General features: G+C 65.6%; 13 protein-coding genes and 3 pseudogenes. 8 read left to right on the top strand and 8 right to left on the bottom strand.

Annotation, left to right across the window (positions count from 1 at the left end; genetic code table 11):
* Positions 1-89: 89 nt before the first annotated feature.
* The 7 genes and pseudogenes from ACMGEZ_RS21535 to ACMGEZ_RS21505 form a co-directional block, all read right to left on the bottom strand.
* Positions 90-365: a hypothetical protein gene (locus ACMGEZ_RS21535; RefSeq protein WP_436824314.1), complete on the bottom strand. Its 276-nt coding sequence runs from the start codon at positions 363-365 to the stop codon at positions 90-92.
* A gap of 37 nt (positions 366-402) precedes the next feature.
* Positions 403-1014 (bottom strand): annotated as a pseudogene (locus tag ACMGEZ_RS21530) (SGNH/GDSL hydrolase family protein); the annotation flags it as partial.
* Positions 1015-1048: 34 nt separating this feature from the next.
* Positions 1049-1834 carry a hypothetical protein gene (locus ACMGEZ_RS21525; protein WP_436824313.1) on the bottom strand — a complete coding sequence of 262 codons (786 nt, stop codon included), beginning with the start codon at positions 1832-1834 and terminating at the stop codon, positions 1049-1051.
* Positions 1803-2201 (bottom strand): AbrB/MazE/SpoVT family DNA-binding domain-containing protein, encoded by a 399-nt coding sequence (locus tag ACMGEZ_RS21520; protein WP_436824312.1) that lies wholly within the window; start codon positions 2199-2201, stop codon positions 1803-1805. The genes ACMGEZ_RS21525 and ACMGEZ_RS21520 overlap by 32 nt, the downstream gene beginning before the upstream one ends.
* Before the next feature lie 159 nt (positions 2202-2360).
* Entirely contained in the window at positions 2361-2651 is a 291-nt protein-coding gene (locus ACMGEZ_RS21515) for a type II toxin-antitoxin system RelB/DinJ family antitoxin (protein WP_436824311.1), read from the bottom strand.
* A 161-nt stretch (positions 2652-2812) separates the two neighbouring features.
* Positions 2813-3088, bottom strand: coding sequence for a hypothetical protein (locus ACMGEZ_RS21510; protein WP_436824310.1), 276 nt, complete (start codon positions 3086-3088; stop codon positions 2813-2815).
* Positions 3089-3130: 42 nt separating this feature from the next.
* Positions 3131-4053 (bottom strand): annotated as a pseudogene (locus ACMGEZ_RS21505) (SOS response-associated peptidase family protein).
* Between the two features lie 128 nt (positions 4054-4181).
* On the opposite strand from ACMGEZ_RS21505, the gene imuA reads away from it, so the two are divergent.
* The 5 genes from imuA (at position 4182) to ACMGEZ_RS21480 (ending at position 10694) form a co-directional block, all read left to right on the top strand.
* Positions 4182-5024 (top strand): translesion DNA synthesis-associated protein ImuA, encoded by an 843-nt coding sequence (gene imuA, locus ACMGEZ_RS21500; RefSeq protein WP_436824309.1) that lies wholly within the window; start codon positions 4182-4184, stop codon positions 5022-5024.
* A complete protein-coding gene (locus tag ACMGEZ_RS21495; RefSeq protein WP_436824308.1) occupies positions 4969-6324 on the top strand; it encodes a Y-family DNA polymerase in 1356 nt (451 codons plus the stop codon). The genes imuA and ACMGEZ_RS21495 overlap by 56 nt, the downstream gene beginning before the upstream one ends.
* A gap of 12 nt (positions 6325-6336) precedes the next feature.
* Positions 6337-9435, top strand: a complete 3099-nt coding sequence (locus ACMGEZ_RS21490) for an error-prone DNA polymerase (protein WP_436824307.1) — start codon at positions 6337-6339, stop codon at positions 9433-9435.
* A 662-nt stretch (positions 9436-10097) separates the two neighbouring features.
* A complete protein-coding gene (locus ACMGEZ_RS21485) occupies positions 10098-10391 on the top strand; it encodes a DUF6881 domain-containing protein (protein WP_436824306.1) in 294 nt (97 codons plus the stop codon).
* Between the two features lie 51 nt (positions 10392-10442).
* Positions 10443-10694 (top strand): hypothetical protein, encoded by a 252-nt coding sequence (locus ACMGEZ_RS21480; RefSeq protein WP_436824305.1) that lies wholly within the window; start codon positions 10443-10445, stop codon positions 10692-10694.
* Positions 10695-11139: 445 nt separating this feature from the next.
* Here ACMGEZ_RS21480 and ACMGEZ_RS21475 read toward each other — a convergent pair whose 3' ends face one another.
* Positions 11140-15165, bottom strand: coding sequence for an autotransporter outer membrane beta-barrel domain-containing protein (locus ACMGEZ_RS21475; RefSeq protein WP_436824304.1), 4026 nt, complete (start codon positions 15163-15165; stop codon positions 11140-11142).
* Positions 15166-15283: 118 nt separating this feature from the next.
* On the opposite strand from ACMGEZ_RS21475, the pseudogene ACMGEZ_RS21470 reads away from it, so the two are divergent.
* The 3 genes and pseudogenes from ACMGEZ_RS21470 to ACMGEZ_RS21460 all read left to right on the top strand — a co-directional run.
* A pseudogene (locus ACMGEZ_RS21470) lies at positions 15284-15694 on the top strand (HAD family hydrolase); the annotation flags it as partial.
* A 19-nt stretch (positions 15695-15713) separates the two neighbouring features.
* Positions 15714-15851: a hypothetical protein gene (locus tag ACMGEZ_RS21465; protein ID WP_436824303.1), complete on the top strand. Its 138-nt coding sequence runs from the start codon at positions 15714-15716 to the stop codon at positions 15849-15851.
* A 957-nt stretch (positions 15852-16808) separates the two neighbouring features.
* Entirely contained in the window at positions 16809-18041 is a 1233-nt protein-coding gene (locus ACMGEZ_RS21460; protein ID WP_436824302.1) for a porin, read from the top strand.
* Positions 18042-18048 lie beyond the last annotated feature (7 nt).

Here is an 18048-nt window from a genome sequence, read left to right as displayed (position 1 = left end):
TACGCACTTGCCGGCCTCGCCGGCAGTCAGGCGGCGTGCACTTCTCCACAAGCCAGGTCTACGGTCACGCCCAGGACGCCGACCGTACTCTAATCATCAGCTTTCCACGAAACCGCCATGTTTCGGATGGATGCTGGGACAGCAGGATCTATCTGCCCGTCTCCCTGGATTCGGATCACTAAGGGCCACCGGTTGGCGGCCGCAGCTAATGCGAGCGAGAACAGAGCATTGAAATTGGAGTGGCCGTTTTCAAGTGTCCACTGGTTGTCCTTCGGGCCGATTGCTGGATCGTTGTCTAGGACAATGTTGACGCCCTCGCGATCAGCGCCCAAGCCGACCACCTTGCCTGTTAATCTTGTAGCCATTTGAGCCTCCTTCGAGCAACATGAGAAAGGCTGGAATTCACGCCATCATTGTGTGCAGTACCGGCTCGAGCCAATTTTCGCGCCGAACGATCAGTTTGCGCCTGAGTGCCTGTGCCAGGCGATCTCTGGTGATTTCGTGCCCACGTTTATTCGGGTGGAGCATCCCTTCGAAGTCTCCTTGATTGCGGCACGAATCTTCAGCTGAGACGAAATATGATTTCTTTGCACAATACCCATGGCCGTCAAAGTCGCGAGCTATCCCATCGACAAGTACCCAGCCGAACTCCTCCGCTTTGGTCTTGATCACTTCGTTGAGACGCAATCCTAGCTCGCCCATATCTCTCGCCTCAGGCTTTGACAAGTTGAAGTCTTTGCCGAGAAAGCTTTCAAGAATTCCGCAAGGTCCGTGCTCGGCTACCTCCTTAAAAATACCAACGGGATATTCGGTAATAAAAACATTTCGAGGGTTCAATTCGGAATTAATCGCCTCTTTCAATTGGTCTAAATTCCTGGGAAACTCGCTTGCTATTTTCTCGAACGCTGCGTCGATACGCTTCTTTCTCCGTTCGCCGCTCCGCCTTAGGATAGATTCCTCTACATGTGTGGAGAAACTCAGGTCGTTCACTCCTATTGACACAATAACGGCGTCCGGGCGTCTTCCACCAAAGAGTCTTTCGCCTCTTTTATTTGCCCCCTATCCTTAGTCCAGCCGTCAAGCGAAACTCTTCCCAACCCAGCATCCAATCCCAGAAATTCTGCAGACACTTTTCGAGGGCCCAATAGTCCCTCCAGGATCTCGGACCGGTGCGGGCAAAAGAGAGGAAAGTAACGCGATCCGCGTGAACCGCAGAGTGGGACTCGATTTCTGCTGCCGCCAACGATTGGCCCGAACGATAAGAACGATAGGCAAGTGGCTCCTGCCACGCCGCGTCTCTGGGCTTGGTTTCATCAAGTTCTCCCCCGTCGCCGATGCCGATCAAGCCCAAAATTTCCTCTGCACCTTCCACAACGAGCGCCTCGGCCCTCCGACCGATTTCAACAGTCCATCCTTTGAGGTCGGAAATAGCATTCTTAGCGAACCCTAGAACATCCTCTACGCCATTGAGACTAGCGACGACTACTTTGCCTACGACTGGTACCAACTCTAGCCCCTGTTCAAGAATCGCATCTCCTCTTTTGGCAAGCTCGCCAAAGAACCTTTCAAGCTCGGCCTTCTGAGTTAACACAATAGTGGCTATTGTCGTGACTTTGCAGAAGGCTTTTTGGTCTGGAGCCGGAATTGCAGGAACATCTGGATTTCCTTGGCCAGACGCGAAAGAATCGCCAAGGCCAATGATTAAGAAATCGCGGAGAGTAAATACTCTGGTGTTCTCATCCGTGCGGCCGTCCTTAAGATGAGCCAGCAGTGTGATTTCGTATTTTCCAGGTTCAGGAACTTCAACGGTTCGTCTCAGCGAAGCCGCTGGCACTATCGCCCCCCCAAACTGCGGGCAAATTGATTGTCTTCGAGAACGAACCTCCGAGCTGTCTTACACGCCACTCTAGCGTTTTGATCTCGTCAGGAATTTTTGCAGTGACAATCATGAAACTTGGGAACGCTGTCAATACTAAAGACCAGGTCCCCGGATGTACGTATTCCGGGCGATTTCCCGGGGTTATCCGGGCCAGCAACTTCGTGAGTTCGAATTCGCCAGACCGTACAGGCTCGATCACGATACGCCCTTCCTCTTCACGCGCGTCTACGGTGTCGTCCAGATGCAGCCGCGCAGCCTCCATCACCGCCGCCGGAATGCGCACCGACGCGCTGTTGCCCCATTTCTTCACCATCACATGCATGTGACCTCGGTCTATCATCAATGTCGATACGTTACCTCCGAGCTGGTTCTGCCATGAGGAATGAACGCTTCAGCGTCATTGTCGGGGGCTTGGCCATTCGTGCCATCGGCCCATGCCCGCACGCCCTGCGCGAGTGCTGAAGCGCTTGGCCTCACCCATTCAAGCTCGAGCACTTCGCTTGCTGGCAATCAGGGCTTTGGTTTGAGCCATGACTTGCTGGTGGGGAATCGCGGCCCGCGGATCGGCCAACGCTTCGTGCACCTTGGCACGAAACCAAGCATCGTAGACATCGGTATCCGCAAGTAGCCCAGCGGGCAACCCACCCTCTTTCGCCACTCGCGTCGGAAGGATCCGAACGGCGTCGGACACGGTCAGGCCGCTCCCAGCAAACGCATCAGCGGCTTTGGCCTTCAGGTCGTCGTCGATGCGAATGTGGGAGGTTTGAGCCATGTTGCACCTCTAAGAGGATTATTGAATCTCAATCGAGATTCGCAGGATGCGGGCGTATTCGAAGCCCGTGCGATCGCCTGGCCGAGCTAGCCGCCATTCCCTCAGGCTGGGCAGGAACAGCAGGCAAGAGGACGGTGAATCACCCGGATTGAGGATGCACTTCACGGCGGCAACTGCTCGAGATGATCGAGCGTCTCTCGAAGCCGCTCGTAGGCGATCAGCGTCTGTGCGAACTCCTCCGTGCTGATGTCGTGCTCGGCAAGCACGCCGAAGACGAATGCTTCGAATGCGTCGCCGACCGTGCCCTCGAGCAGGCGATGCTCTTCCAGGAGGACGTTGCCGCGGATCAGCAGGTCCGCCATCGCCCTTGCCAGAGGTCGATGCGCCTTGTCGAAGGCTTCGACCAGCATCTGCATCTCTTCTGGTGTGGCGGGCATGCTCCGCTCCTTTGCCGGGGTTGGATCTCGCTGCTGCTCATCCTACGCAGCGAGCCGATGCTCATAGAACGGCCGCTCGCGGTCGTCCAGGATGGCGTACTGCGCGGCCAGATTCTTTCGGTCGGGCCGCAGCCAGGCATCCACGTGCTCGGGCCGGATCGGGATGATGCAGCGGTCGTGCCCGGCCGCGGCGATCTCCGGCGGCGGCTCATCGGTGATCGCCGCAAAAGACAGCAGGTCCGGCTCGCCGGGCGCGCTCCAGCGCGACCACAGGCATGCCACCAGCATGTCCTGCTCGGGTTGCGGGCGAAACTCCAGCACCACGTTCTTCCCGTCCCGTTGCACGTTCTCGTAGAAGGCATTGAGCACCAGCAGGCCGTGCGAGAAGCCGAACAGCTCGCGCCAGAAGCCCTCGAGGTTGTCGCGCCGCGCGTTGTAGGTTCCCGGGAAGTTGGTGTCGTGGACGGCGGGCTTGCCGGCGGGCCGGCACTGGTAGCGCATCGGCTTGATGACGCGCTGCCCGTCCTCCCACACCATGACCGGCGCATACACGCCAGGAAAGATCCGTGCATCCCGATCGAGCAGTTCGGCGCGTGCCAGGTCGGACAGCTTTTCCTTGGCCACCGCAATCCTGTTGGTGGCGATGCGCACATCCCGGTCGACTTCTTGGTCACCTTGAGCAGCAGCGAGCGCTGCGCATCGGCCAGGCGCTTGCGCTGCTTGAAAAGCTCCTGCTCCAGCTGCATCGCCTGCCGCGCATTGAAGGCCTCGATGCATCCCCTGATCTCCACCTCGAGATCCGACTGCGGCGCCGTGAACAGCGCATCCATCGACTTCGGGATCTTGACCCGGGCGTCGAGCTCGCGCTGCTGGTAAAGCCTGGCGAAATCGCGCAGGCTCATGAGCGCCCCGAACATCTGGACGAACTTCTTGTACTCGGCTTTGATCTGGGCGGAATAGCACATGCGAGGAACAGTTTAGAGGCAGGCCGTGTAACAGGCCCGCGTTCGCCTCGGACAAGCATTGGCTGATGCGCGAACTGGTGTGATACTGTACATAAATACAGTACATAGATGCAGCACAGGGAGCCACGATGCATGCCAGTCCCAGTCCACCGCCCGCCGAGCCTCCGAGCGGCGGCGCCAACGCCCACGCGCGTCGCGCCCCTCCGCAACTGCCTGCCGAGGTCGAGGCAGCCCTCTGGCGCGGCACCGACCTGGGCGTGTCCGGGGCGCCGACCGTGCCGAGCGGGCACGGCGGCCTCGATGCGCTGCTCCCCGGCCACGGGTGGCCGACCCGGGCACTGACCGAACTGCTTCAGCCCCAGCCCGCGCTCACCGAATGGCGGCTGCTGGCGCCGGCGATACGCGCCACGAGTGCGGCCCGCAGGGACATCGTCGTGGTCGCACCGCCCAAGTCGCCTCACCTGCCCGGCTTGCGTGACGAGGGCATCGACGAGCGCCATGTCATCTGGGTCCAGGCCACGACACCGGCCGAACGACTCTGGACGACCGAGCAGCTCGTCAAGGCCAATGCGGCCGGGATGGTGGTGGCCTGGCTGCCCCAGGCGCGCCAGGAGCAGATCCGTCGGCTGCAGGTCTGCGCGCTGGGCTGCGACTGCCCGGTGTTCCTGTGCCGGCCCCTGAGCACGCTGCGGGAATCATCGGCGGCGCCGCTGCGCCTGCAGGTGTCCCATGGCCTCGACTGGGAGCTGCATGTGCAGATCCTGAAGCGCCGAGGCAGCACCCACGATGCGGTGCTGCGGCTGCCCTCCGTTCCAGGAGGCCTCGCGCCCCTGCTGACGCCGCGCCTTGCCAGGCCCAGCGCCCTCCTCGCTGCCGCCCGGCGGCACGCCCGTGTTGTTTCGGAAGACGTCCCCCATGCTCTGGGCCGCCCTTCTGCCGGACCCCGGCCTGAGCGACTCCCGGCGCACTGAGGCGGTCCGGGCGCATGCCGTGTGGTGCCTCCAGTTCACGCCCCGCGTCAGCGTCGCCGAGCCTGCATCGGACAGCCCTGCCGTCGTCATGGAGGTCGCGGCCAGCGCGCGCCTCTTCGGCGGCAGGCGGCAACTGGTCGAACGGGTGAAGACGCAGGCAGCGGAGCTGGGCGTGGGGCAGCTGAGCTGGGCGCCCACCAGCCTGGGCGCCGTGGCCCTCGCGCGCACCGGCCGCTCGAACGGCTTCGCCAGGCCGCTGGAAAGCCTGCTCGACGAGCTGCCGCTCGCGGCATTGAACGCGGTGGCCGCCCATGCGGCCACCTTGGCGCGACTGGGCTGCCAGACCCTCGGGCAGGTGCGTGCGCTGCCGCGCGGAGGAATCAGCCGGCGCTTCGACAAGGAACTGCTTGCGGCCCTGGACCGCGCCTACGGCTTGCGCCCGGAGGTCCATACCTGGGTCGAGATCCCCGAGACGTTTTGCGCGCGGCTGGAACTGATGGCGCGCGTCGAGCTGGCGCCTGCCCTGCTCTTCGGCGCCCGCCGGCTGCTGTTGCAGCTGTGCGCCTGGCTCAGCGCACGCCGCGCGGGCGTGACCGCCTGCACCTTGCGCTGGTGCCACGATGCCATGCGCAGCAGGATGGCGGGCGACGGCGGATCCCTCACCCTCCGCACGGCCGAGCCCACGCGCAACCTCGAACACCTGAGCAGGCTGCTGGCCGAGCACCTGGCACGCTCGCAGCTGCAGGCACCGGTGGGCGACCTCCAGCTCGAGGCCGACGAGGTGCACCCGCTCGAGGAGCAAAGCCGCTCGCTGCTGCCCGACGCACGCGAAGACGGCGAGAGCCTGGACCTGGTGCTGGAGCGCATCGCAGCGCGGCTCGGACCGGAGCGCGTGCTGCGTCCGGTGGCCACCGAGGACCACCGTCCGGAATGGATGTGCCACTGGCAGCCGGCCCCCGAGCAGCGGCCCCGGGGCGCGGCCCGCCCGCTCGAGCATCCCCAGCCGACCTTCATCCTGCCCAAGCCCCAGCGGCTGGCCTTGCGTGACTCGCAGCCGCTCTACCAGGGCGCGCTGCAGCTGCTCGCCGGTCCGCACCGCATCGAATTCGGCTGGTGGGACCGCGTGGGCGAGCGGCCCGGGGAGCCCGTGGATCCTGAAGCCCCAGGCGCCAACACGCACCGCCACGTGGCCCGGGACTACTGGGTGGCGCTCAGCGAGCACGCCGGCGTGCTCTGGATCTTCCAGACGCGGCTGGCCGATGAGCGCAGCGCCTGGTTCCTGCACGGCATCTTTGCCTGAGGCTCCTGCGCGATGGCCACCCTGCCCGACTACGCGGAGCTGCGCTGCATCTCCAACTTCAGCTTTCTCCAGGGCGCCAGCCAGCCGCAGGAGCTGGTGGAACGCGCCAAGCAACTGGGCTACACGGCGCTGGCGCTCGCCGACGAATGCAGCCTCGCGGGGATCGTGCGCGCCCATGTGGCTGCCCTGGAACATGACCTCCCCCTGCTCGTCGGCAGCCAGTTTGCGGTGGACTGCGCGCATCCCTTCACGCTGGTGGTCCTCGCTTGCAACCTCGAGGGCTACGGCAACCTGTGCGAATTCATCACCACCCTGCGGCGGGCCTCCGACAAGGGAACCTACCGGCTTCGTCTGGAGGAGCTGACCGGGCCGGCCCTGGCCGACTGCGTGGTGGTGGCCTGCCCAAGGCGGATGTCGACCCCCGAGCAGCTGGAGGCACTGGGACGCTGGCTGCTGCGACAGTTCTCCGGCCGCTGCTGGTTCGGTGCAGAGCAGTTGCGGCTGCTGGACGACGAGATGTGGCTCTACCGCCTGCGCGCGGCCAGCCGGCTCACCGCGATTCCACTGGTGGCGACGGGCGACGTCCACTTCCACGTGCGCTCGCGCAAGCCGTTGCATGACGTGCTGACCGCGACTCGCCTGGGCAAGCCCCTGACCCGATGCGGCCTGGACCTGCACCCCAACGCCGAGCGGCATCTGCGCACCCGCCTGCGGCTCGCGCAGACCTACCCTGCGGATCTCCTGGCCGAGACGCTGCAGGTGGCGGCGCGTTGCCGGTTCTCGCTGGAAGAGCTGCGCTACCAGTACCCGGCCGAGGTGGTGCCGCCCGGCGAGACGCCGGGCTCCTACCTGCGGCGCATCACCTACGAGGGCGCGGGGCGCCGCTGGCCGGACGGCATCTCCGCGAAGCTCCAGCTGCAGATCGAGCACGAGCTCGAGCTGATCACCGAGCTCGCGTACGAACACTATTTCCTGACCGTCGCCGACATCGTGCAGTTCGCGCGCTCACGCCATATCCTGTGCCAGGGTCGCGGCAGCGCGGCCAACTCGGTCGTGTGCTACTGCATCGGCGTCACCGAGGTGGATCCCGATCGCATGAGCGTGCTGTTCGAGCGCTTCATCTCCAAGGAGCGCAACGAGCCGCCCGACATCGACATCGACTTCGAGCACGAGCGCCGCGAGGAGGTGCTGCAGTACCTCTACCAGCGCTACGGGCGCGGCCGGGCCGCTATCACCGGGGTGGTGATCAGCTACCGGCCCAAGAGCGCCCTGCGCGATGTCGGCAAGGCGCTCGGCTTCGAGCCCGACATGGTGGATGCGCTGGCGAAGGACTACCGCTATTTCGATGGCGTACAGGTGATGCCCGAACGCATCGCGGAAATGGGACTGTCGCTGGATGACTTGCGGGTCAAGCAGCTGCTGCTGCTGACCACTCAGTTGCTCGGATTCCCGCGTCACCTGAGCCAGCACACAGGCGGCTTCGTGCTCACCCGCGACCCGCTGTCGCGCATGATTCCGATCGAGAACGCGTCCATGGCCGACCGGACGGTCATCCAGTGGGACAAGGACGACCTGGATGCGCTGGGCTTCCTGAAGGTCGATTGCCTGGCACTGGGTATGCTGACCGCCATCCGCAAGTCGCTCGCCTTCATCGGCGAGCGCAAGGGCTACGAGTTCGGCATGCAGGACATTCCGCCCGAGGATCCCGTCACCTACGAGATGATCTCGAAGGCCGACACGATCGGCGTGTTCCAGATCGAAAGCCGCGCGCAGATGAGCATGCTGCCGCGCCTGAAACCCCGCTGCTTCTACGACCTGGTGATCGAGGTGGCGCTGGTGCGGCCCGGACCCATCGTGGGCGGCATGGTGCATCCCTACCTGCGCCGGCGCCAGGGCCTGGAGCCGGTCAGCTACCCGAGCGCAGCACTGCAAGAGGCGCTCAGCCGCACGCTCGGCGTGCCGGTGTTCCAGGAGCAGGTGATGCAGATCGCCATGCTCGCCGCCGGCTTCACGGCGGGGGAAGCCGACGGCCTGCGCCGTTCCATGGCCGCCTGGCGGCGAAAGGGCGGACTGGAGAAGTACTACGGCAAGATCGTCGAGGGCATGACCTCGCGCGGGTACGAACGGGCCTTCGCCGAATCGATCTTCGAGCAGATCAAGGGCTTCAGCGAATACGGCTTCCCGGAAAGCCATGCCGCCTCCTTTGCGCTGCTGGTCTATGCGAGCTGCTGGATCAAGTGCCACCACCCGGCGGAGTTCCTGGCCGCGATGCTGAACTCGCAGCCGCTCGGCTTCTACAGCCCGAGCCAGCTCCTGCAGGATGCGCGCCGGCATGGAGTGGCGGTGCGGCCGCCCGACGTGATGCGCAGTGACCTGGACTGCACCCTGGAGGATCTGCCCCACCGCCCTGCCGTGCGCCTGGGTCTGCGCATGATCGTGGGGCTGCGCTGGGCATCGGCCGAGCGCATCGTGGCAGCGCGCGCCGAATCGGTCTTCGACAGCGCGGAGGACCTGGCAAGGCGCGCAGGCCTGGAACAGCACGAGACGCGCCTGCTGGCGAGTGCGGATGCCCTGCTGAGCCTGAGCGGCCACCGCCGGCAGCAGGTCTGGGATGCGGCGGCGCTGCGCGCGACGCCCGTGTTGCTGCGTGATGCGCCGGTCCAGGAGGACATCCTGGAATTGCCGCCCGCGCCCGAGGGCGAGGAGATCCTCTTCGACTATGCGGCCACGGGGCTCACCTTGCGCCGGCACCCGCTGGCGCTGCTGCGCCCGCTCCTTTCCAGGCGCGCGCTCGCATGCGCGGCCGACCTCCAGGACATTGCCAACGGCGCCCAGGTCAGCTACTGCGGCATCGTGACGCTGCGCCAGCAGCCCGACACCGCCAAGGGGGTGATCTTCGTATCGCTCGAAGACGAGACGGGCGTGGTCCAGGTGATCGCCTGGAAGCACATCCGAGAGCAGCAGCGCAGCGAACTGCTGAACTCACGCCTGCTCGCGGTGCACGGCACCTGGCAGCGCGAGGGGCCGGTCTGCAGCCTCGTGGCGCAGCGACTGGAAGACCTGACGCCGCTGCTGGGGCGGCTCGCAACGGCCAGCCGGGATTTCCGCTAGTGGGCGCTGGCGACTCCCTGGCCCGCCGGTTGCCAACGCGTCCTACGCATCTTGGCCAAGGCCGATCGTCCGATCCGCTCTGCATGGCCCTGTTCATGAAGAGGGACGCGGCGCGCTTCCCGCGCCTCTCCCGCTCGCCAAGGCGGGACCTTCGGGCTCGCTGCGTAGATCACCTCGGTCAGCCCCCCAAGCTATTCAGGCCTCGGAAAAGCGGCAATGGCTCGATGGACGGCGATCAGGAAGACCGACCAAGCGCAGATCGGTCCGCGCGGGCTTTGCACTTGAGCGGGTTGCGAGAAGCGATCGATCATCCGGACCGGCGTTTGCCGCCTAGATCCCTTGCAACCATTGAAGCGCAACGAACGACCCTCCACCAACTTTCGTTTGTGCGGCGGGCCCCTCGCGGTCCCGGATTGCCGCTCAGGGTGTTGCCGGAACCGTGCACCAATTCTGGTCAACGCTCCAGAGCCGCAATCAGCTGAGCGTCATAGTCCTTGCGTGACAGACTGAAAGCGGACCTCCGGTATCCAGAGCAACGATGGCATGGTCAAGCCCCAATGGCGTGCTGAGGTGGTGCGCCAATCAGATGGCCGGGTCGAACTTCGTTGAGTTCAGGCCGGGTTCGGCCAGAACCAGACCTTCAACATCGAACCACAGTGAACTTGGCGAAGCAGTACATCGACGTGTTTTGGAAGCACCAAGGCCTCGAGGACCCCGTCCGATTGGTGTCTGAACTTGGCGATGGCCGACTCGAGTTGCGCAAGCTCGAGTTCTTTCGAGACGGAACGGTCGATGCAGCCGACGGCGACCATGAGACCTCGCGAACGCGTCTCGGCATCGAGGCGGTGCCCTCTCTGGACGACATCAACCAAGACCCGCAATTCGAAGCTTCAGCCATCACAGAGGAAGCGTTCGAAGTGCTGTGGATCCAACATGCCCGTCCTGCGAAGCAGTGATCGAAGGCAGATCGGCCCAAGACCAGTCATCCGTAGCAGGAGTCCAGTTCAGTGAAGCCAATCGAACTGCTGACCGTTGAAGAACGGTTTCAGCTCTCGGGCATCGGCCTGACCTTAGTGCCAGATTTCCCTGTGAGGGATGGCTGGAAGAACGTCGCGGAACAGGTCCTTGTGGTCGCGCCAGACGGCAAGAAGTTCGCAGCGCAGGCTCAACTCAACATGATGCACTTCAACTATGGCAATGCTCCCACCGAAGAGCAGCGAGAACGGGCGTGGCGTGGTCGTATCCTTGCTGGATGTTGAAAAGGCGGCCGTCCCTATAGGCAGCCGGGTGTTGGTGTCACCTGCGACACACCGTGCCGTGTTTGGCACAGATGCCGGCCCACGTTGAGGGTAGCTGGCGACAAACGGCTAGGACCGGCCATTCCCACCGACCTCCCACTTTTCACGAGAGCACAACTTTATGAAGAGCCGCATCATGTACATTGAAGCGAAGACGGGTGGTCTGACAGGACCAGCTCGCATCGGCCGAGTTACCTGCTCGAAGTCCGGGGCGACGCTGTACTACGTAGGCCAGGCTTTTTCGTAGCCTCAAGGGGAACGGATTCAAGTCGAATTGCTTCGACGTTGAGACAGGCGAGCACTACTGGATCTCCGGCCCCCGAAGAGACGGCAAGGATGCTCTGTACGCCACGTACAGTACATCTGCATGAAGGCCAGGCGGCTGTGGTCGCCCAACTGCAGAGCCTCACCACTTCACCCGAACACCCAGCGATCCATTGATCGAGCTCTTCACCCTGGCGTTGCCGCCGCTCGCCCAGAGCTTGCCGACTTCGCCGTAGAGGCTGGTCGACTGGCCCAGTGCGAGCGTGAAACCGCCCGCGAGTTCGGTGCTCGTGCCGCCGGTCGGCGCGGCGATGTCGGTGGTGGTCGTGCCGTTCACGAAGCGGGCGACGTCCGCGCCGCTGGACGTCCGATAGACGTTGAAGCGGCCGTAGGGCTGCAACGTGCCGACGCCCGTCCCGATCTCGCCCTTGACCCGCACGCCCGCGCGGGCGATCCAGCCGCTGTCGGCCTGCGGCTGGACGACGGCGCCGACGATGGCGGAGTTGTTCAGGTCCATGTGCTGATGGATCAGCTGCAGCTGCGGCTCGATGCGCCAGCCGCTGCCGCCCAGCGCGAAGGACTGCCCCACTTCGATGGAGCCCAGCAGGCTGTTGCTCTTGCCGCTCGTGCCCGGGCTCGCCAGGGGTTCGACCGTGTAGCGGTGGCGGCCCGACTGCGCCACCGCGTCGGCGTAGAAGCCGCTGTCGCTGGTGTAGGTGCCGTACACGCCCAGGTACTGGCTGCGCAGGTCGTTACGGCCGACGCTCAGGTTCTGGATGCCGCTGGCAAAGCCCCTCACGCTGGCATCGCCGTCGAACTGGCCGACGTAAATGCCCGCGCGCCAATTCGGCGTGGCCAGCAGGTCGGTGCCGGCCTGGAAGCCGGTGAGACGGCCCTTGCTCGACGGCGATACCAGGCCACCTTGTTGGATGTCGATGTCGGTGGAGAGCACGCGGCCCCAGGCGCGGCGATCGGAGACGCCCGGGGTGGTCGCCGCGCCCTTCACGTCGTCGTCGCCCACGCGCTTGCGCAGGTCACCCAGCATCGCGAGGTTGCCCTGCCGCAGCTGGCCCGGGAGGGCGGAATAGAGCGAGGCTTCGGCGCGGTAGGTGATCACGGGCGTAGAGGGCGTGGAGGGCGTGGGAGCCGCGGGGATGCTCGACCGCAGATACCAGTTCTCGCCCGCACCGCTGGCATCTGCGGCGTACAGGCGGTACTCGTAGGCGCCGGCATCCACGTGACCGTTGGCCAGGCTGAACGCATCCTTGGTGGTCTGGGCCGTCGAGGTGGCACCGTTCTGCGCGGTGACCACCTCGATGCCGTTGCCGCTGGTGAGCGCGCCCAGGCCGCCGAGGTTCGTGATCTGCACGGTCGTCCTGCCGCTGGCGGAGGCAGTGGCGCCGTCGAGCACCAGGCGGTCGGACGGGCCGGTGCCGTTGAGCACGGTGCCGAGCCTGAGCACGCCGTTGTTGCCGACGTAGGCGCCCGTCACCGTGAGGGTGGTGCCGGCGGTCGCGCCCACGAGCGAGACGGTGCCGCTGTTGGCCAGCGAGGCCACTGTCTGGCTGAAGCCCGCGAGGTCCAGCGTCGCGCCCGAGGCCACGCTGTGGACGGAAGCCGCGCTGAAAGTGTTGGCGGCGCCGGCCCTGAGTGTGCCCTGCGCGACGTTGGTGGCGCCGGTGTAGTCGTTGGCGCCGGACAGCGTCAGCGTGCCCGCACCTTCCTTCGTGATGAAGCCGCCGCCGCTGATGGCACCGCTCAGGGTCGCGTTGAAGGCGCCGGTGTCGATGACCGGATCGGTGGTGCCCGTGAGCTGGATCGCGTTGGCGATCGTGAGGCCGTCGGCGCTGAAGCCCAGGGTGGTGCCGTCGTCCATCGCGAGCGCGCCGGTGCCCAGCGCCTGGCTGTGGCCGAGGTTGAGCCGGCCCTGCTTGAGCGCGGTGCCGCCCGTGTAGGTGTTCGCGCCCGAGAGCGTGAGCGTGCCTGTGCCCACCTTCACCAGCGAGCCGCCGGTGCCCGAAATCACGCCCGAGACTTCGGTGTCGCCGTTGAGTCCGCCCGTGCTCAGCGTCTTGGCGCCGAGGATCACATCCCCCGCGCCGGACAGCGAGCCGATGGAAATTCCCGCGGCCGTCAGCGAAAGGATGCGCAGGCGTCCGCCCGCGTTGTTGACCACGGTGGCCTGGTCGGCGGTCGCGCGGTCGAAGATGTCGATCAGGCCGCCGCTTTCGTTGATGAAGGTCGCCTGGCCCGCACTGGCGTCGTCCAGCAGATTGATCTGGCCGCCGGCGAAGTTGGTGATGCGCGCGCTGCCGGCCGTGGCGTTGGACACGATGTTCGTCAGTCCGCCGCGGTTCTCGATGACGGCGTTGCCGGCAGAGGCGTTGTCCCTGAACTCGGCCGACGCATCCCTGTTCATCACGAGGCGGGCATTCCCCGCCGAGCTGCTGCCGCCGAACTGCACGAAGCCGGCGTTGTCCGTCGGCAGGGGGCCGCGCTCGGCGGCAGTGATCGTCAATCCGCCCGCGTCGGCATTGCCGCCGAAAAGCAGCGAGGCGTTGCCGGCTACCGACACCGGCCCGGTGCCGAGCGCGCCAGTCGCCAGCGCCTGCAGGCTGCCCGCTGCCACCGAGGTGCCGCCCGTGTACGAATTGGCCGCGCCCAGCACCAGCGTGCCTTGGCCGGTCTTCAGGAGCGCTCCGTCGCCCGAGACCTGGCCGTTCAGCGTCAGCGTGCGGACCAGGTTCACATCGAAGGTGCCGCCTCCCGGGCCCAGTGCGACCGTGCGGGTGGCGGTGATGTCGCCGGTGACGTTCAGCGCGCCGCCGTCGAGCGTGAGCCCACCGCTCGAATTGCCGAGCGCGCGATCGTCGGCGATGGAGAGCGCGCCGCCGCGCACGGACCAGGGCGTCAGGCCGGTGTTGATGCCGGTCAGCGTCCAGGTGCTGGCACCGGTCTTTTCGTAGCGCGCGAAGCCGCTGTAGGTGGCGGCGTCGAGCGAAGTGGTCCCGTCGGTCGTGTCGCCCGCCAGCCCCAGCACGTTGCCGGTGCCGGAAACCACCCTCAGCAATCCGGTGATCGAGGAGCCGGCACGCAGTTCGACCCGATTGTCGTTGCCGGTGATCCGTACCGCGTCGCCGCGCGTGGCGCTGTCGCCGCCCATGCCGGCCGTCAGCGTCCCCGTGTTGACGATGGTGTTCGAGTCGCCCCGAACGCGCAGCGCCGCACCACCCACGCCGAAACGCACGGCGATGCCGCCGGCACCGCCCGCCCCCCCCGTCAGCGAGCCGGTGTTGGAAACCGAGTTGTTGCTGGACTCCAGCGCGAGGCCCGCGCCGCCCTCGCCGCCAAATGCCGACGTCCCGGTGAACCCGCCGCTGACGGTGCCGATGCCTCCGGCACCGCCGACGGACGCGCCGCTGTTGGCGACGGTCGCGCCGCCGCCTTGCAGCACGATGCCGTCGCCGCCACCACCGCCGCCGCCGGCCCATTGGCCAACACCACCCGCGCCGCCGTTGCCGCCGATGGTCTGCCCCGCATTGTTCAGGTTGACGCCGGCCGCCGTGGACTGCAGGCCCGCGCCGCCACCGCCACCGCCGCCGGCCAGCCGCGCGACGCTGCCGGCACCGCCATTGCCGCCCCGCAGGATGGTGCTGCCCGACACGGTGATGCCCGTGTCGGATGTGTACACGGCAGCACCGCCGCCACCGCCGGCGCCACCGCCGTAGACCGGATCCCCATCGGGCGTGCCGTCGGTTCCCGAGCCCCCCGTGACCGAGCCAGCCACGCTGGTCGCCCCCACGGCACCGCCCGTTCCGCCAAGCCCGCCCCCGCCGATGCCGCCAATGCCCCCCGTGCCACCCGACGGAGCCAGGCCGTTGGTCTCGGGGAACTCACCGAGGCGGCCGCCGCCGCCGCCGCTGCCGTTGCCCGCGCCGCCCCGGCCGCCTGTGCCGCCAAGGCCGACGAAGGTCTCGCCGCCCGCAGCCTGAGCCCAGGCACCGCCGGACACGGCGACCAGCGTGAGCAGGCACGCGGCCGCCGCGAGCCGCTTCGCTTTGCGGCCTCCTTCGACTGTCGAGCGCCGCGCAGGCGATGCAGCAAGCTCCGACACGGCCTGCCACACACCCAGGACGCCGTTCCAGACAACGCGATAAGTACGGTTCACTCCGACGATCCTCAACAAAAGGGCAAAAACGGGCGCAATGTAACATTTGCAACAGAAGATTCAACTACCCGAAGGTAGTCATGGACATCGCCGCCGCTTCTGCTGCGGGAGATCGTTCGCCCCTAAGTACCTGAAGAAGTTCGACAAGCTCGTGATCCTGTCGAATGTGGACCGTCTGTCGTTCCGCTCGAGCAACGCGAAGCTGGAGGTGGAGTTCGATGCGATCTCTACAGCGCAGGACATCGGCTCGTACAAGCCGAGCCCGCGCAACTTCGACTACATGCTCAGCCGCCTGAAGAACGACTTCGGCCTTGAGCCCCATGACGTCCTGCATACGGCGCAAAGCCTCTTTCACGATCACGCGCCAGCGAACCAGTTCGGCCTCGCGTCAGCCGGGATCGATCGCCGGCACGCGGAAGAGGGCTGGGGCGCAACACCGGTACCGCCCGGCTCACCCAGGTACGACTTCCGGTTCGAGAGCATGGCTGCGCTGGTCGATGCGCACCGGCAGGCGCTGCGCGCCAACTGACACGCGGCAGGAGCCCCCAATGAAGATCGCAAACATCAAGGTCTACCTGATCAGCAGCGGGCAGTTGCACCCCGTGATCGTGAAGATCGAAACAAGCGAAGGCATCAGCGGTATCGGCGAAGCGGCGATCGCCTACGGCCCCGATCGCAGTGAGTGAGCGGAGAAGTCGGACGCGTGCAGGCCTGCGAGCTCGCAGCGCCGCCGCACTATCTCGCGCACGGCCTGCGGGATGAACTCACCGGCCACGAAGCCCCCGCACAACACGCGCCGAAAGATCCACCGGTTCGCTCGATGCCCTGTTCATCCAGGACGTTGAGCGAAACGCTCGGCGCCTCGGCTTCCTCTCCCACCAGCGGCGTCACATCTTGTGGGTGACGTGCTCCTGTCTGGTTTGTCTTGGCGTGGGACAGGATGTAGCGGTAGCCGTCGCTAGAGGCCTCCAGATGCGCGAATGGTTCCAGCGATCACGGGCGCCTTGACGGGAATTCGTGTGCGCGAGCAACGCGATCTAGCCCATTAGGTCGGCATTGTTTCGAAAGCCGGCCGTCGTCTTAGTCGGGAGGCGACGCAACTCGTCGGTATGTTGAAGTCATTCGCCAGGATGACAAGAAGCTCCTCTGCGGCTTCCGATAGCGACGACTGAGAGCTTTGGGCACAGAGCTGGCGTGCGAACCGGAGGCCGCTTTCGAGGAGCTTCTACTTCGGCTTTGGGCCGCCTGGAGCCGGTCACCGATTTAAGGCGCCGCCTTCGGGCGCATTTTTCTACCAGCGGGGTCGAGGTCCAGCACCGACTCGTGAAGCGATCTCGCTCCCTATCTCCCGAAAGTCTCTCGAGCCTCAACGCCCAGGAAAACCTGGACAAGTGGATGTCAAGGCTGAGTGGGCAGCCGTCATCTAGATTCACCCGTTGCGTCACCGCGCGGCTGTCATTCATCAATCGCTGCGCGTCAACCCGTGGCGTGGACCCGTGTCGGTGAACCAACCGGAAAGTTCGTGCGCAACCGAGGCATTTTGGCCAGTTCCCACTGGTATGCCGTTTCAGATCAAGACCTGAGTGACAACAGCCAGCCCAACTTCACGTCGTGGGCGAATAGCAATTATGAGACTACCTGGAATGAGAAAAACACTGATCGCCGCAGCGGTGATGGCTGCTGCAGGCACGGCTTCGTCCCAGTCGTCCGTGACCGTCTTCGGTGTGGTCGACACGGCCGTCAGCGGCTTCGCCAACAAGTCCAGAGACCTCAACGGTCCGACACTGGCAAACCCTTTCTACCTGAATCAGGGCGACCTGACGGTCAGGCGGCGGGAGCTGAGGCACTCGGGCCACAACACCAGCCGCCTGGGCTTTCGCGGCGTCGAGGATCTTGGCGGTGGGTTGGCCGCCAGCTTCTGGCTGGAGGCACCGATCACCAATGATGACGGCGCCACCGGCATCGCCAACTTCTCGCGCCGCTCTACTGTCAGCTTGTCCGGCCCCTTCGGGGAAGTCCGGCTGGGCCGTGACTACACGCCCACCTTCTGGAACGACAGCATCTTTGATCCCTGGGCCCAGACCGGTTCGGGCGCCAGCCTGCTGCTCACCGCCGGTTCCCGCGCGCCTGGCGGCGGCTTCAACGCGAACGCGAACTACGCGCGCGCGAGCAACACGTTGGGCTACTTCCTGCCGAAGTCACTGGGCGGCTTCTACGGCCAGCTGATGTACGGCTTCCACGAGAACGCCAAATACGACCCCGGCACGGCCACGCCGCCGGGCGTGGGACCCAGGGGTGTGCCCGGTCCCGGCGCGGTCGCTGCCAGCCGCACGGGCCGCTACGCCGGCGGCCGTTTCGGCTATGCCAGCGGCCCGCTGGACGTGGCTTTGGCCTACGGCAGCAGCTACACCGGCGACAGCTTCTACGCGGGCACCACGGACACCATGAAAACGGCGAACCTGGGCGTCTCCTACGACTTTGGCGTGGTGAAGCTGCTCGGCGAGGTCTCACGGGTGAAGCACGCGCGCGACTATGCCATCACGCCGGCGGGCGGCCTCGTCGCGGACGTGGACGTCAGCGGCTACCTGCTGGCGGTGACGGCGCCGGTGGGTGCCGGCCTCATCCGCGCAGCCTACTCGCACGTGCGCTACGACATGAACCAGCCCGGCGTAGCCGACCCCAAGGCGGGCAAGCTGGCGCTGGGCTACGTGCACAACCTGTCCAAGCGCACTGCGCTCTACGCCACTGTCGCGCGCGTGAACAACAGGAACGGCGCCGCACTCAACGTCAACGGCGGGCCAACCTTCATCCAGACCCCCATCTTCACCCCGCGCAGCTCCACCGGGTACGACCTCGGGATCCGGCACGCGTTCTGAGGAAAGG

Source organism: Variovorax stachyos, assembly GCF_051400855.1.
Classification (GTDB): Bacteria; Pseudomonadota; Gammaproteobacteria; order Burkholderiales; family Burkholderiaceae_C; genus Variovorax.
This window is presented reverse-complemented; position numbering and strand designations above follow the sequence as displayed.

Excerpts from the sequence above, each read along its gene's own strand:
- ACMGEZ_RS21535 (WP_436824314.1), bottom strand. The coding sequence starts at position 365 with ATGGCTACAAGATTAACAGGCAAGGTGGTCGGCTTGGGCGCTGATCGC.
- ACMGEZ_RS21520 (WP_436824312.1), bottom strand. The coding sequence starts at position 2,201 with ATGCATGTGATGGTGAAGAAATGGGGCAACAGCGCGTCGGTGCGCATT.
- ACMGEZ_RS21515 (WP_436824311.1), bottom strand. The coding sequence starts at position 2,651 with ATGGCTCAAACCTCCCACATTCGCATCGACGACGACCTGAAGGCCAAA.
- ACMGEZ_RS21510 (WP_436824310.1), bottom strand. The coding sequence starts at position 3,088 with ATGCCCGCCACACCAGAAGAGATGCAGATGCTGGTCGAAGCCTTCGAC.
- imuA (WP_436824309.1), top strand. The coding sequence starts at position 4,182 with ATGCATGCCAGTCCCAGTCCACCGCCCGCCGAGCCTCCGAGCGGCGGC.
- ACMGEZ_RS21495 (WP_436824308.1), top strand. The coding sequence starts at position 4,969 with ATGCTCTGGGCCGCCCTTCTGCCGGACCCCGGCCTGAGCGACTCCCGG.
- ACMGEZ_RS21490 (WP_436824307.1), top strand. The coding sequence starts at position 6,337 with ATGGCCACCCTGCCCGACTACGCGGAGCTGCGCTGCATCTCCAACTTC.
- ACMGEZ_RS21465 (WP_436824303.1), top strand. The coding sequence starts at position 15,714 with ATGAAGATCGCAAACATCAAGGTCTACCTGATCAGCAGCGGGCAGTTG.
- ACMGEZ_RS21460 (WP_436824302.1), top strand. The coding sequence starts at position 16,809 with ATGAGAAAAACACTGATCGCCGCAGCGGTGATGGCTGCTGCAGGCACG.